Source organism: Pantoea sp. MQR6 (assembly GCF_022761075.1).
Lineage (GTDB): Bacteria > Pseudomonadota > Gammaproteobacteria > Enterobacterales > Enterobacteriaceae > Pantoea > Pantoea phytostimulans.
This window is the reverse complement of sequence record NZ_JAKYXB010000001.1, coordinates 2,019,997-2,033,426: the sequence shown is the minus strand read 5'-3', so window position 1 is coordinate 2,033,426 and position 13,430 is coordinate 2,019,997. Positions and strand designations below refer to the sequence as shown.

Genomic DNA, 13,430 nt, shown 5'->3' with positions numbered 1-13,430 from the left:
GATAGTAGCTCAACAGTTTTTCAGCGGGAGATAAGTGATGGCACGTTTAGCAGCATTTGATATGGATGGCACATTATTACTGCCGAACCATCAGTTGGGCGGCGAGACGTTAGCGAGTTTACAGGCATTACATCTTCGCGATGTGCAGCTTGCGTTTGCTACCGGTCGGCACCTGCTTGAAATGCAAATCCTGCAGCAGAAAATCACGCTTCCCGCCTGGCTGATCACAGGTAACGGAACGCGCGTGCACGACAGACAAGGCAATTTGCTGTTCGCAAGCGACTTACCGCCTTCCGTTGCGGAAGAGGTCATTCACACGCACTGGGATACAACGGCATCCATGCATGTGTTTAATGATCAAGGCTGGTTCACTGACAAAGCGGTTCCTGCGCTACTTGCGGCCCATCAGATGAGTGGTTTTCATTATCAATTGCGCGATCTGAAATCTATCCCTGCACATGATGTGACAAAGGTCTGTTTTATTGATGAACATACGCGCTTGTGCAAACTTAAAACTCAGCTTGAAGCGGCATTAGGTGCGCAGACAAACATCTGTTTTTCGGCGTGGGATTGTTTGGAGGTCTTACCGCTTAACTGTAACAAAGGCAGCGCATTAACTCTGCTCTGTCAGCATCTTTCATTAACTTTGGCGGATTGCATGGCATTTGGCGATGCAATGAACGATCGAGAGATGTTGGCGCAAGTGGGCAAAGGTTTCGTGATGGGCAATGCGATGAGCCAGTTAAAAGCTGCGCTGCCGCATCTGCCCATTATTGGTCATTGCGAGACACAGGCGGTGTCTCACTATTTAAATCACTGGCTTTCCACACCTGACCTCGCGTATTCCCCCGAATGCTGAGGATTGCAGTGAACCGGACAGGAAGTCCGGTTTTTTATTCCAGCTCGCGCAGCCAGGGTTGAATATCGCCGATATTTTTTGCTACCCATTCCGGCTGATAATAGCTGTCGAGGTAACGCTCGCCGCTATCACACAACAGAGTGACTAACGCGCCTTTTTCGTTGTTTTCACGCATCCGTTTTGCCACCTGAATCATGCCCCAAAAATTGGTGCCGGTAGATGCGCCAGGTTTGCGTCCCAGTAATTTTTCCAGCTTCAGCATCGCAGCAATGGTCGCGCCATCCGGTACTTTCATAATCTCGTCAATGACATCTGGCATAAAAGAGGGCTCTACACGTGGCCGGCCAATGCCTTCAATCATGCTGCCACGTGTACTATGCAAACGCGTATCGCGGCTGTGCCAGTAATCAAAAAACACAGAGTGTTGCGGATCGACCACTAATAAATGCGTATCGAAGCCTTGATAGCGAATGTAACGCCCTAGTGTGGCAGAAGTGCCGCCCGTTCCTGCGCTCATAATCAAGGTATGCGGGGTAGGATAAGGTTCAAGCGTCATCTGACGAAAAATGCTCTCGGCAATATTATTATTACCGCGCCAGTCAGTTGCACGCTCCGCATAGGTGAACTGATCCATAAAATGCCCGTTCATTTCACGCGCCAGCCGCTCCGATTCCGTATAAAGCTGGCAAGGATCCTCAACAAAATGGCATTGCCCGCCATAAAAAGTAATTTGCTCTATTTTACGTTTAGCGGTGCTGGCGGGCATCACGGCGATGAACGGCAAACCCAGCAGTCGCGCAAAATAGGCTTCAGATACTGCGGTGCTGCCGGAAGAGGCTTCAATGATCGGGGTATTTTGCTTTATCCAGCCGTTGGCCAGGCCATATAAAAACAGCGAACGCGCCAGACGATGTTTTAAGCTGCCGCTCGGATGGGTACTTTCATCTTTCAGGTAAAACCAGATGCCAGGGAAATCGGCCAGATCAAAGCGGATCAAATGGGTTTCTGCGGATCGTTGAAAATCTGCGTTGATTTCTTTAATGGCGTGGCGAGTCCAGCAAGTGTGCATGTTAAGCATCCGGCAGCGTTAATGGCGGCTATTTTAAGGCACTGGTGGGAAAAAGAGATTGCTATATTGCCGCTAAAATCACGTTAATAGAGAAAATATTTCTACGGAAAAGCCAAATGCCGGATAAAACAGACTTTAAAATGCTGGCGCTGCTGCAGCAGGATTGTACGTTATCGCTGCAGGCGCTGGCGGATGCGGTTAATCTCACCACAACGCCATGCTGGAAACGCCTGAAAAAGCTGGAAGAAGATGGCATTATTCGCGCACGCGTTGCCTTGTTGGACGGTGAAAAACTCGGTTTATCGCTGACGGCGTTTATGTTTGTTAAGACGCAGCAACACAGCAGCGACTGGTATCAGGCGTTTGTGTCGGTGGTACGAAGTATGCCCGAGGTGATGGCCTTTTACCGTATGGCGGGCGAATATGATTACCTGCTGCGCGTGCAGGTTGCCGATATGAAAAGCTACGATGGCTTTTATAAGCGCTTAGTTAACGGCGTTCCGGGTTTGATTGATGTGACCTCCAGCTTCGCCATGGAAGAAATTAAATACACCACGGCTTTACCTGTCGCCCCTTGAGGGCAAAAGATTGAGAGCAGCGTTGTGCGATTATTCAGCCAGTTAAGTTGGTATTTTATACGTGAGTGGCGACGCTATGTAGGCGCCGTCATCCTGTTGATCATTATTGCTATTCTGCAGTTGTTACCGCCGCATGTGGTGGGCGTTATTGTGGATGGCGTTACGCACCATAGTATGAGCACTGGCCAAATCATGATGTGGATTGGCATCATGCTAGCAACCGCGATAGTGGTTTACCTGTTGCGCTATGTCTGGCGCGTGCTGCTGTTTGGCGCCTCTTATCAGCTCGCGGTAGAGCTACGTGAAGATTTTTATCGTCAGCTAAGTCGCCAGCATCCCGCCTTTTATTTACGCCATCGTACTGGCGACTTAATTGCGCGCGCAACAAATGATGTGGATCGCGTGGTTTTCGCCGCCGGTGAAGGCGTGTTAACACTGGTCGATTCACTGGTGATGGGTTGCGTCGTGCTAGTGGTGATGAGCACGCAAATCAGCTGGCAATTGACCTTGCTGTCACTGATACCCATGCCGATTATGGCGCTGGTGATCCATCGTTACGGCAACCAATTACATCAACGCTTTAAACTGGCGCAGGCAGCTTTTTCCAGCCTCAACGATCAGACGCAAGAAAGCCTGACCAGCATCCGCATGATCAAATCTTTTGGTCTTGAGCAGCATCAGTCGCAGCAATTTTCTGACATTGCCCGCGACACAGGTGAAAAAAATCTGCGCGTGGCCCGCGTTGATGCACGGTTTGATCCCACCATTTACATCGCGATTGGCTTTTCCAATCTACTGGCGATTGGCGGCGGCAGCTGGCTGGTGTGGCACGATCAAATGACGCTAGGTCAGCTCACCAGTTTTGTAATGTATCTCGGTCTGATGATTTGGCCCATGTTGGCGCTGGCGTGGATGTTTAATATTGTCGAGCGCGGTAGTGCAGCCTGGAGCCGAATTCGCGTCCTGTTGTCGGAAGCGCCGGCGGTAGAAGATGGTGAAAAAACACTGCCTGCAGAGCCAGGTCTTTTGCAGGCGGCGATCCGTGAGTTTCGTTATCCTGCCAGCTCCGGGCCGGTATTAAGTCATCTCAATTTCCAACTGAAACCCGGCGAAATGTTGGGCTTATGTGGTCCAACCGGCAGCGGTAAAAGTACGCTGCTTAGCTTGATTCAGCGCCACTTCGATATTCAACAAGGCGATATCCGCTATCACAATCTGCCGCTCCCGCAATTACGCATTGATAGCTGGCGTAGCCGCTTAGCCGTGGTGAGCCAAACGCCCTTCCTGTTTTCGGATAGCGTGGCGAGTAACATTGCGCTGGGTAAACCCAATGCTTCGCAGGAAGAGATTGAGCAAGCAGCCAAAATGGCCTGCGTTCATGATGACATCTTACGTTTACCGCAAGGGTATGAAACAGAGGTGGGTGAGCGCGGCGTGATGTTATCGGGTGGGCAGAAACAGCGGCTTTCGATTGCTCGTGCATTATTGCTGAATGCAGAAATCCTGATCCTTGATGACGCCTTGTCCGCGGTGGACGGCCGTACAGAACATGAAATACTGCATAACCTGCGCATCTGGGGCAAGAATCGCACCTTGATCATCAGTGCACATCGTCTGTCAGCGTTAACTGAAGCCAGCGAGATTCTGGTGCTACAGCAAGGTACGGTCGCGCAACGTGGCAATCACGATACGCTAGTGGCAGAGCCAGGTTGGTATCGCGATATGTATCGTTATCAGCAATTGGAAGCCGCGCTAGACGACGACGAGAATGAAAAAGGAGTGCCGCATGGCTAAGTCACAACGCTTGTGGCCAACACTGAAACGCCTGCTGAGCTACGGTAAACCCTGGCGTAAGTCCTTGTCGATAGCCGTCGCAATGCTGTGGATTGCCGCTGCCGCTGAAGTCACGGGCCCAGTTCTGGTCAGCTACTTTATCGATAAATTAGTGGCGAAACACCATATGCCTTGGGCTGTGGTGGCTGGGCTGGTGGTGAGTTTCATTTTGCTGCAATTGTTGGCTGCTGCGCTGCATTACTGGCAGGCACTGCTGTTTAATCGCGCGGCGATAGGCGTGGTGCAGCGATTACGCAGCGATGTGATGAATGCGGCTCTGCGTCAGCCGCTGAGCGCGTTTGATACGCAGCCGGTTGGGCAAATCATCTCACGCGTTACTAACGATACCGAAGTGATCAAAGATCTCTACGTTACGGTGGTAGCAACAGTGTTGCGCAGCGCAGCGTTAGTCGGCGCGATGATGGTCGCGATGTTTAGCCTTGACTGGCGCATGGCGCTGGTGGCGATGTTGATTTTCCCGATGGTGCTGGTGGTGATGTTGATTTATCAGCGCTACAGCACGCCTATTGCACGCCGTGTACGCAGTTATCTGGCTGAAATCAACAACGGTTTTAATGAAGTGATCAGCGGCATGAGCGTGATCCAGCAGTTTCGTCAGCAGGCGCGCTTTGGTGAGCGCATGGGCGAGGCCAGCCGTTCACACTATCTGGCGCGCATGGAAACGCTGCGGCTGGACGGATTCCTGCTGCGGCCTCTATTAAGCCTGTTCTCGGCCTTGGTGCTGTGTGGCTTGTTGATGCTATTTAGCTTTTCCATGCCGGGCGTATTTGAAGTGGGCGTACTTTACGCTTTTATTACCTATCTGGGACGCCTGAACGAACCTTTAATCGAACTAACCACCCAACAATCGATGTTGCAGCAGGCGGTAGTATCGGGTGAGCGCATTTTTGAGCTGATGGATGCCACCCAACAGCAATATGGTAGTGATGATCGCCCCCTCGCTTCAGGTCGTATCACCTTTAACAACCTGAGCTTTGCCTATCGCGAAAATCGCGATGTGCTGAGTAATATCAATCTTGAGGTTCCTTCACGCGGGTTTGTTGCATTGGTGGGACATACCGGCAGTGGAAAAAGTACGCTGGCCAACTTATTAATGGGTTATTACCCGGTGACGCGCGGCGAGATTCGCCTCGACGATCGTCCGATAAGTGAACTGACACATTCGGTGCTGCGACGTGGTATTGCGATGGTGCAGCAAGATCCGGTCGTGTTAGCGGACACCTTGTTGTCCAACGTACGCTTAGGCCGCGATATCAGTGAAGAGGCGGTCTGGCAGGTGCTTGAGCAAGTCCAACTGGCACCCTTAGCCCGCAGCATGCCCGAAGGCATTCACACCCGGCTGGGTGAGCAGGGCAATAATCTCTCTGTTGGGCAAAAACAGTTGTTGGCGCTGGCGCGGGTGCTGGTCGAATTACCGCAAATCCTGATTCTTGATGAGGCCACGGCCAATATCGACTCTGGCACTGAGCAGGCTATTCAGCAAACGCTGCGCACTTTAAGGCAGCACAGCACATTGGTGGTGATTGCTCACCGCCTTTCAACCATCACCGAAGCCGATACAATTTTAGTTCTGCATCATGGACAAGTTGTGGAGCGTGGCAATCATCAGCAACTGCTCGCGCAGCAAGGCCGCTATTGGCAAATGTATCAGTTACAGCAAGCAGGGGATGAACTTGCTTCGGGCATGCCCTTAACAACAGAAGGGTGATCTGCACCTTTTTTGCGCGCTTTTATCAGATTAATCTGTATAAATGCACTTCTTTGAGGCTGAAGGCACCAAAGAAGTGCAGTCGTTTCTCTTAACTCCCCCGCTTAAACTATTCTCTGTGTTATCCATCACAAAACAAAGCTAGCTCCAGCGCGCCTGACTCACTGATTAATCGCTTTCGATATTTGTGGCACACGCTTTGCTTATATCTCTGCGTGTCCATGAGACTCACCTATTTAATACCCGGAGGGGATCCTATGAAGCTGGTTACCGTAGTGATTAAACCATTCAAGCTGGAGGATGTGCGTGAAGCTTTATCCTCTATTGGCATTCAGGGGCTGACCGTCTCCGAAGTTAAAGGTTTTGGTCGTCAGAAAGGGCATGCCGAACTTTATCGTGGCGCTGAATACAGCGTTAACTTTCTGCCGAAAGTGAAAATTGATATCGCCATTGCTGACGATCAGCTTGACGAAGTTGTGGACGTTATCAGCAAGGCGGCTTACACCGGTAAAATTGGCGACGGTAAAATTTTCGTGGCTGAACTGCAGCGCGTAATCCGTATTCGTACCGGCGAGACCGACGAAGCAGCTCTGTAATTTAAGCTCAGTAATGTGATGGGATGGATAAAATGAATAAAGTTTTGACTAAGTTGGGCCTGACCAGCCTGGCACTGTTACCATCGCTCGCGATGGCTGCACCTGCCGTTGCGGACAAGGCTGATAACGCATTTATGATGATTTGCACCGCGCTGGTGCTGTTTATGTCAATTCCAGGTATTGCCTTGTTTTACGGCGGGTTAATCCGTGCAAAAAACGTGCTGTCGATGCTGACTCAGGTTGCCGTAACGTTCTCTCTGGTTTGCGTGTTGTGGATGGTTTATGGCTATTCGCTGGCCTTCAGCGAAGGCAATGCGTTCTTCGGCGGTTTCGAGTGGGCAATGCTGAAAAATATCCAGCTGACCGCCGTGATGGGCAGCTTCTACCAGTATATTCACGTTGCATTCCAGGCCTCTTTCGCCTGTATCACCGTCGGTCTCATTGTCGGTGCGATTGCTGAACGTATTCGCTTCTCTGCAGTTCTGATTTTTGTGCTGGTTTGGTTGACGCTGGCGTATCTGCCTATCGCTCACATGGTGTGGGGCGGCGGCTATCTGGCTCAGGACGGCGCGCTGGACTTTGCTGGCGGTACCGTGGTGCACATCAACGCCGCTGTTGCGGGTCTGGTGGGTGCTTACCTGGTCGGCAAACGTGCTGGTTTTGGCAAAGAAGCGTTTAAACCGCATAACCTGCCAATGGTCTTCATGGGTACCGCGATTCTCTATGTCGGCTGGTTTGGCTTTAACGCCGGTTCAGCTTCAGCAGCTAACGAAATCGCTGCGCTGGCCTTCCTGAACACTGTTATAGCAACAGCAGGCGCAGTCTTGTCCTGGACCTTCGGCGAGTGGGCTGTTAGGGGTAAACCTTCTCTGCTGGGTGCGTGTTCCGGCTTTATTGGTGGCCTGGTTGCGATTACTCCCGCGTGTGGTTATGTCGGTGTCGGTGGTGCGTTGATCATCGGTCTGGTGGGTGGATTAGCTGGCCTTTGGGGCGTCACAACCTTGAAGAAATGGCTGCGTGTTGATGACCCGTGTGATGTGTTTGGTGTGCACGGCGTGTGTGGCATCGTAGGGTGTATTCTGACCGGTGTTTTCGCTTCCTCTTCACTGGGCGGCGTGGGTTACGCAGAGGGCGTTACCATGGGCCATCAGGTTTGGGTACAGATCTTCAGCGTTGGCGTTACCATTGTTTGGTCGGGCGTGGCCGCATTCATCGGCTTCAAACTGGCTGACATGATTGTGGGTCTGCGTGTACCAGAAGAGCAGGAACGCGAAGGTCTGGACGTCAACAGTCACGGCGAAAACGCTTACAACCAGTAAGAAATCGCTTCAAAAAGAGCTGTGCGCTAAAATAAAAAATATCAGGGGCGATCAATCGCCCCTGTTTTTATTCATTTCGCTGACGCATTACCCCTTCCTGCACTGTTGATGCCACCAGTACACCTTGTTGATTATAAAACTCACCCCGCACAAAACCACGTGCGCCAGACGCAGAGGTGCTTACCACGCTGTAAAGCAGCCACTCGCTGAAATCGAAGGGGCGATGAAACCACATAGAATGATCAATGGTAGCGACTTGCATATCGGCTTCAAGAAAGCCTTTACCGTGCGGCTGAAGCGCAACGGGCAAGAAATTTAAATCGGAAGCGTATCCCAAAACATATTGATGCAGGCGCAAATCATCGGGCAGAACGCCATTAGCGCGGATCCAGACCTGGCGAACGGGCTCATCGACATGGCCTTTTATCGGGTTATGAATCTGAACCGGGCGAATCTCCAATGGACGTTCAGCGATAAATTTTTCTCGGACTTTTTCCGGCAGCAAATGTGCCATTTTTTGCGCCATCATCTGCTCAGAGGGCAAATTATCTGGGCCGGGTACCGAAGGCATTTGATTCTGATGCTCGAAACCACTTTCGGGGGCCTGAAACGAGGCGGTCATATAGAAGATAGGATGACCATTTTGCACCGCGCTGACGCGGCGAGCACTGAAGCTTTTGCCATCCCGTAAGGTTTCGACATCGTAAATAATGGCTTTTGCACTGTCGCCGGGACGTAAAAAATAGCTATGAAACGAATGAATGATGCGATCTTCAGGGACCGTTTGTTTGGCGGCATACAGCGCTTGCCCGACAACCTGACCACCAAAAACCTGGCGCAAACCGAGATCCTCGCTTTGACCACGGAATAAACCCTCTTCGAGTTTTTCCAAATTTAATAAATTCAGCAGATTTTGCAGTGCCTGGCTCATCGCGCTTTCCTCAGAAAAGTAACCTGCTCAGTTTGAAAGATCCGACCAGTTGTCGTCAATCAGACTTTCGCCTGAGTGCCAGCCAGGCAAATTTCCGAATTCTGTGCCAACATTAAGGACATACGGCGAGTGAAGCGCTGTACTGCAGATTCGCTGCTGATAATCATTTTGATCAAATGGAGACGACATCAATGAAATTCTGGCAAGTGTTCAGTGGATTAGCATTGGCGGTGGCTGTCGCAGGGTGTGCCGATAAAGGTAAGCCGGTTGCAACGCCGACTTTAGGTTCCGCAGTGGCAGGACAGCAAGCGGCAATTACCCAGCCAAACGTTAGCGGTTCGGTTTATATTCGTCAACGCATTGCGTTGCCACCGGATGCAGTATTAACCGTTACGCTTTCAGATGCTTCAATGGCAGATGCACCCTCTAAGGTGTTGTCACAGCGCGTAGTACGTACTGAAGGCAAACAGGCACCTTTCCAGTTTATCCTGCCTTTCAACCCAGCAGATATTCAGCCTAACGCGCGTATCTTGCTGAGTGCAGCGATTACTGTTGACGGCAAAATGGCCTTTATCACGGATGCGGTAAAACCCGTGATCAATCAGGGCGGTACCAAAGCGGAACTGTTGTTGGTTCCGGTTCCACAGATGGCAATGCCAACCCAACCGGGCGCAGCGACAACGGTGCCATCAACCTCCCCGACGCAGGTGACACCATCCTCTTCTGTACCCGCGCCAACCAGTCTGTAACGCTGTTCTGGGGCGACGCCGTTCGCCCCAAATTTATTAATTAATAGCACCAACGATATTTTTCCAACGCAATCTTTCCCTCATCGCTGACCTCAATACCTTCGGCTTCCAGCGCATCGCGTTGCCGAAGCAGGTCATCACCTTGCAATGAAATTGTGCCGTGACGGTTAACCACTCTATGCCAGGGCAAAGTACTGCCTGCAGGCAGGCGCTTTAACACGCCGCCGACTTGTCTTGCCGCTCGGGGCGAACCTGCAAGTTGGGCAATTTCACCGTAAGTGATGACCTTACCGGCTGGAATGGCGGCGACAATTTGCCAGATACGTTGCTGAAAGCTGTCGGGTTGGTCCATCTGCTTGTCCTGTCGCAAAAAATGGCTTCAACTTTAGCATGACAGACGAGAGGGGAATGCGCGGAAGTGCTTGTTGTTCAAGAAAGCAACGGTCATCCCGTCTGCGCTTGCAATTGCCAAGGGCTTCCCCGATAATGCCTGCGCTCTCGTAATGAGGGCTATCAATGGGGGCCCTGTTGGTTCTCCCGCAATGCTAGCTTGTGAACTCGGTCAGGTCCGGAAGGAAGCAGCCGCAGCAGGTGACGTGTGTGCCGGGATGTAGCTGGCAGGGCCCCCACCCAATTTTATCCTCCCCCTCTTTCTACTCAAAAAACGATGCTCAAAAAAAGCAGGCAGGCGAAACTCGCCTGAGGCCGATCCATTGCCGGCAGGCGAGATTATTAAGTCTGGATAGATGCGTTGTAGGGAAAAGACGTAAAGCAGTGAAGGACTAACGTACGAATTTCCACACCGAAACGGGAACTTTGTCGTAAAGCTTATTCATTGTCAGTTCAGCTAAACGATGATCGGCTGCAGAGTAAAATACGGCTAGTTCGTTGTCAGGTAATTCGTACTTATTTTTTTCAATGACCCTTTCAAGGGTATCGATTGAGCGACAACGACGCAGTCGCATCAAATAATCCGTTTTAGTTAGGGCTTTGTTCATAAATAAACCGTTCTCACGTAAGTACTATAACGAATGGCTTGGTTGCTGGAGAAAAGCGCACTCTTCAGTGAACAGATTAAATAAGCGTTTAGCTGAACGTTGCCATCGTTGGAGATCTTGCGTATTGATACCGTAATTACTGAACAACATAAAGGTATCGTCAAGATATTCATCGATTTGCGAAATCAGCGCTTCATCTTCAACATGCTTAATTTTGTAATTCATCGTGAAAGAGGCGATATGCTCAATCAGATCATTGAGTTGTAAATTGCTTTCAGAAGTGGGGTCATTAACCCAGCCATGATGGCTATCAGTCAACGTTGCCATACTTTCGTCAAACAGGCTCTCACACAGATATTTGAGCTGGGCAATATCATGCCGTTTCGGTGAGTATTCGTCCATCTTTTTCCCCTCCGTAGCAAGCACAGTTACCGCGATGCGGGGTGATAAAGCAAAGCGGCCAGGAAGCGATTATATAGAGCTGTTAATAAACGGAGTGCTTTAAATATAGTGTAAAACCATTAGTTTTGCTCACCTCCATTACTAAATATTACAATTCGTCGGCGGGAGAAGGACGCGTATTGTCAATTAGCTCAAACGCCAGCGCACCGGGCACGATTTGAAACATTACCTGCTCTTTTTGCGTCATGGTTTCATTTAGATCCAAACACGGACTAAATAAATTCCAATCAAAATGGTAAAGCATTTTAAATCTATTCGGCCCGACAACTTCTATTGAATTTATTTTAAAACTCTCTGGAACTAACAGGGCATTGTGTGAATACCACTGTAAATCTCCGGCAAGCGGTTCCGCTATTTTGAGAATATTCCGCTGAATGATCGTTTCTATTTTAGCGATATCTGTTTCGCAAGGTGCAATATCACATTCAATATGCAGCATATCAGGGTCTGTAATTACAATTGATAAACCTATGATTAATGTTCTGCAAGAAGTTTGCAAGCGAGATACTGAGCGGACGAACGATAGCTGAGATAGGTTATTATTTAAGTTGTTGATTATAATCTAATTTAATGATTTTTTCCCCTCAATAATTTGCCCGCTACGTTATCTTTTGAAACATTTTGAACACTTCCCCTGACAAAAGAATCGCGTATCATAATTGTTATGTTATAACATTTAGGTGCAATTATGAATCACAGTGGATTACTGCTGTCGTTGAACAGGCGATTGCTTATCGCGTTGGCACTGATTGCACTGCTTAGCTGTGCGATGGAGTGGGGAATGTATCAATGATTGTTTTTAAATCGCTTCGTGCAGGCTATCAGGGTCAGGCCGTTACCCCCGTGATCACGGGTCAGCTGTTAGCAGGCAGCATGACAGCATTAATGGGTGCCAATGGCAGCGGAAAATCAACCTTATTAAAAACTATTGCCGGTTTACTGCCGCCTATAACAGGACAATGCGAGCTATTGCTACCGCGAAAAGAGAGGGGTTGGCTGCCACAACGTACCGAGCTGGAAACGCGTTTCCCGCTAACTGTATTTGAGTTGGTTTCGATTGGCTGCTGGCCGCGCTGTGGTTGGTTCGGCGGTATTACTCGTGCTTTACGTAAAGAGATTTGGCTGGCGCTTGAAGCGGTACAAATGATGGATTATGCCGATGCGCAGCCAGCGACCTTGTCAGGTGGACAATTACAACGCGTTCTGTTTGTTCGCCTGATGTTACAACGCAGTCGTCTATGGCTGCTGGATGAGCCCTTTAATGGTATCGACAGCCAAACGGTTACTTTGCTCATGTCAATCCTGCAGCAGCAGCAACAAGCGGGTACCACCTTGCTGGTGGTTCTACACGATCGCCCCTTAGTCGCACGTTATTTCACAGATGTTTTGTCGATGGATGACGCTTCCCATAGCCAAATGCCGACACATTCACTGCCGTTACGGAGAGTGGCACCGTGACGCTGCTTCAACCCTTTCTTGAATTTGGTTTCATGCGCCGTGCGCTGGTTGCCTGCATCGCTTTAGCCGTTAGCGCGACGCCGCTCGGCGTGTTCCTTTCGTTACGAAGGATGAGTTTGATTGGTGACGCGTTATCACATGCGGTGTTGCCGGGCGCAGCCATCGGTTATTTGATCTCAGGACTTTCATTAGTCGCGATGGGCATTGGTGGCTTGATCGCGGGCTTAGCCGTGGCGTTGCTATCAGGCGCAGTCAGCCGTTACACGCCGCTAAAAGAAGATGCCAGTTTTGCCGGTTTCTATCTTGGTTCGCTGGCGTTAGGGGTGACATTAGTGTCACTGCGAGGCTCGAGCGTCGATCTGTTACATGTGCTGTTTGGTTCGCTGCTGGCGGTAGATAACCCGGCATTGCTGCTGGTCGGTGGCATTGCTGCTTTTACTTTGCTGATGTTGGCGCTGATCTACCGGCCTTTAGTGATTGACGCGTTCGACCCCGATTTTTTACGTGCGCAGGGTAAATGGAGCGCGCCGCTGGTGCATGGCCTTTTTCTGATGTTGGTAGTGCTGAACCTGGTTGCTGGCTTTCAGGTGTTGGGCACCTTGATGTCGGTAGGATTGATGATGTTACCCGCGGCAAGTGCTCGTTTCTGGAGTCGTCATCTGGTTGCCATGCTCGCCATTGCCATGCTGTTAGCCGTGATCGCTTCATTTATTGGATTGATTCTTTCCTGGCATTTTTCACTGCCCGCTGGACCGGCGGTGGTGCTGAGTGCCGCCATGCTGTTTTTCATTTCTATTTTGACAGGGCCGTGCGGTGGCATTTTGCACCGCCATTAATTTAAGAGGTTTT

At 50.3% G+C, this 13,430-nt stretch carries 15 protein-coding genes and 1 other RNA gene; 10 read left to right on the top strand and 6 right to left on the bottom strand.

Going from position 1 to position 13,430, the window contains the following annotated elements; all coding sequences use genetic code 11:
* The first annotated feature begins 37 nt into the window (after positions 1 to 37).
* Entirely contained in the window at positions 38 to 859 is an 822-nt protein-coding gene (gene cof, locus MUG06_RS09565) for an HMP-PP phosphatase (RefSeq protein ID WP_243078400.1), read from the top strand.
* 34 nt (positions 860 to 893) lie between these two features.
* On the opposite strand, the gene MUG06_RS09560 is transcribed toward cof, so the two are convergent.
* A complete protein-coding gene (locus MUG06_RS09560; protein ID WP_243078399.1) occupies positions 894 to 1,928 on the bottom strand; it encodes a PLP-dependent cysteine synthase family protein in 1,035 nt (344 codons plus the stop codon).
* 116 nt (positions 1,929 to 2,044) lie between these two features.
* Here MUG06_RS09560 and MUG06_RS09555 point away from each other — a divergent pair, with 116 nt between their 5' ends.
* The 5 genes from MUG06_RS09555 to amtB all read left to right on the top strand — a co-directional run bounded on the left by MUG06_RS09555 (position 2,045) and on the right by amtB (position 7,983).
* The gene (locus MUG06_RS09555) at positions 2,045 to 2,506 is read left to right on the top strand and encodes an Lrp/AsnC family transcriptional regulator (protein ID WP_243078398.1); all 462 of its coding nucleotides are present in this window, start codon (positions 2,045 to 2,047) and stop codon (positions 2,504 to 2,506) included.
* Between the two features lie 24 nt (positions 2,507 to 2,530).
* Positions 2,531 to 4,300 (top strand): SmdA family multidrug ABC transporter permease/ATP-binding protein, encoded by a 1,770-nt coding sequence (locus tag MUG06_RS09550; RefSeq protein WP_243078397.1) that lies wholly within the window; start codon positions 2,531 to 2,533, stop codon positions 4,298 to 4,300.
* Positions 4,293 to 6,068, top strand: a complete 1,776-nt coding sequence (locus tag MUG06_RS09545) for a SmdB family multidrug efflux ABC transporter permease/ATP-binding protein (protein ID WP_243078396.1) — start codon at positions 4,293 to 4,295, stop codon at positions 6,066 to 6,068. Before MUG06_RS09550 ends, MUG06_RS09545 begins: the two co-directional genes overlap by 8 nt.
* 257 nt (positions 6,069 to 6,325) lie before the next feature.
* Positions 6,326 to 6,664, top strand: a complete 339-nt coding sequence (gene glnK / locus MUG06_RS09540; protein WP_003850469.1) for a P-II family nitrogen regulator — start codon at positions 6,326 to 6,328, stop codon at positions 6,662 to 6,664.
* 32 nt (positions 6,665 to 6,696) lie between these two features.
* A complete protein-coding gene (gene amtB / locus MUG06_RS09535) occupies positions 6,697 to 7,983 on the top strand; it encodes an ammonium transporter AmtB (protein WP_215847429.1) in 1,287 nt (428 codons plus the stop codon).
* A 67-nt stretch (positions 7,984 to 8,050) separates the two neighbouring features.
* Here amtB and tesB read toward each other — a convergent pair whose 3' ends face one another.
* Positions 8,051 to 8,914: an acyl-CoA thioesterase II gene (tesB, locus tag MUG06_RS09530; protein ID WP_215847428.1), complete on the bottom strand. Its 864-nt coding sequence runs from the start codon at positions 8,912 to 8,914 to the stop codon at positions 8,051 to 8,053.
* A gap of 191 nt (positions 8,915 to 9,105) precedes the next feature.
* Between tesB and MUG06_RS09525 the strand changes: the two genes are divergently transcribed.
* Positions 9,106 to 9,663 carry a YbaY family lipoprotein gene (locus MUG06_RS09525; RefSeq protein WP_215847427.1) on the top strand — a complete coding sequence of 186 codons (558 nt, stop codon included), beginning with the start codon at positions 9,106 to 9,108 and terminating at the stop codon, positions 9,661 to 9,663.
* Between the two features lie 40 nt (positions 9,664 to 9,703).
* Here MUG06_RS09525 and MUG06_RS09520 read toward each other — a convergent pair whose 3' ends face one another.
* Positions 9,704 to 10,015 carry an MGMT family protein gene (locus MUG06_RS09520; RefSeq protein ID WP_243078395.1) on the bottom strand — a complete coding sequence of 104 codons (312 nt, stop codon included), beginning with the start codon at positions 10,013 to 10,015 and terminating at the stop codon, positions 9,704 to 9,706.
* 174 nt (positions 10,016 to 10,189) lie between these two features.
* Here MUG06_RS09520 and ffs point away from each other — a divergent pair.
* An RNA gene (gene ffs / locus MUG06_RS09515) (signal recognition particle sRNA small type) lies at positions 10,190 to 10,286 on the top strand.
* 159 nt (positions 10,287 to 10,445) lie between these two features.
* Here ffs and MUG06_RS09510 read toward each other — a convergent pair.
* From MUG06_RS09510 to MUG06_RS09500, 3 genes are all read right to left on the bottom strand, one after another.
* Entirely contained in the window at positions 10,446 to 10,661 is a 216-nt protein-coding gene (locus MUG06_RS09510) for an HHA domain-containing protein (RefSeq protein ID WP_243078394.1), read from the bottom strand.
* 24 nt (positions 10,662 to 10,685) lie between these two features.
* Positions 10,686 to 11,063, bottom strand: a complete 378-nt coding sequence (gene tomB / locus MUG06_RS09505; protein ID WP_215847425.1) for an Hha toxicity modulator TomB — start codon at positions 11,061 to 11,063, stop codon at positions 10,686 to 10,688.
* A gap of 148 nt (positions 11,064 to 11,211) precedes the next feature.
* On the bottom strand, positions 11,212 to 11,562 hold the full coding sequence (locus tag MUG06_RS09500) for a hypothetical protein (protein WP_243078393.1): 351 nt from the start codon (positions 11,560 to 11,562) through the stop codon (positions 11,212 to 11,214).
* A gap of 350 nt (positions 11,563 to 11,912) precedes the next feature.
* Here MUG06_RS09500 and MUG06_RS09495 point away from each other — a divergent pair, with 350 nt between their 5' ends.
* Entirely contained in the window at positions 11,913 to 12,581 is a 669-nt protein-coding gene (locus MUG06_RS09495; RefSeq protein WP_243078392.1) for an ATP-binding cassette domain-containing protein, read from the top strand.
* Entirely contained in the window at positions 12,578 to 13,417 is an 840-nt protein-coding gene (locus tag MUG06_RS09490) for a metal ABC transporter permease (protein WP_243078391.1), read from the top strand. The genes MUG06_RS09495 and MUG06_RS09490 overlap by 4 nt, the downstream gene beginning before the upstream one ends.
* Positions 13,418 to 13,430: the final 13 nt, after the last annotated feature.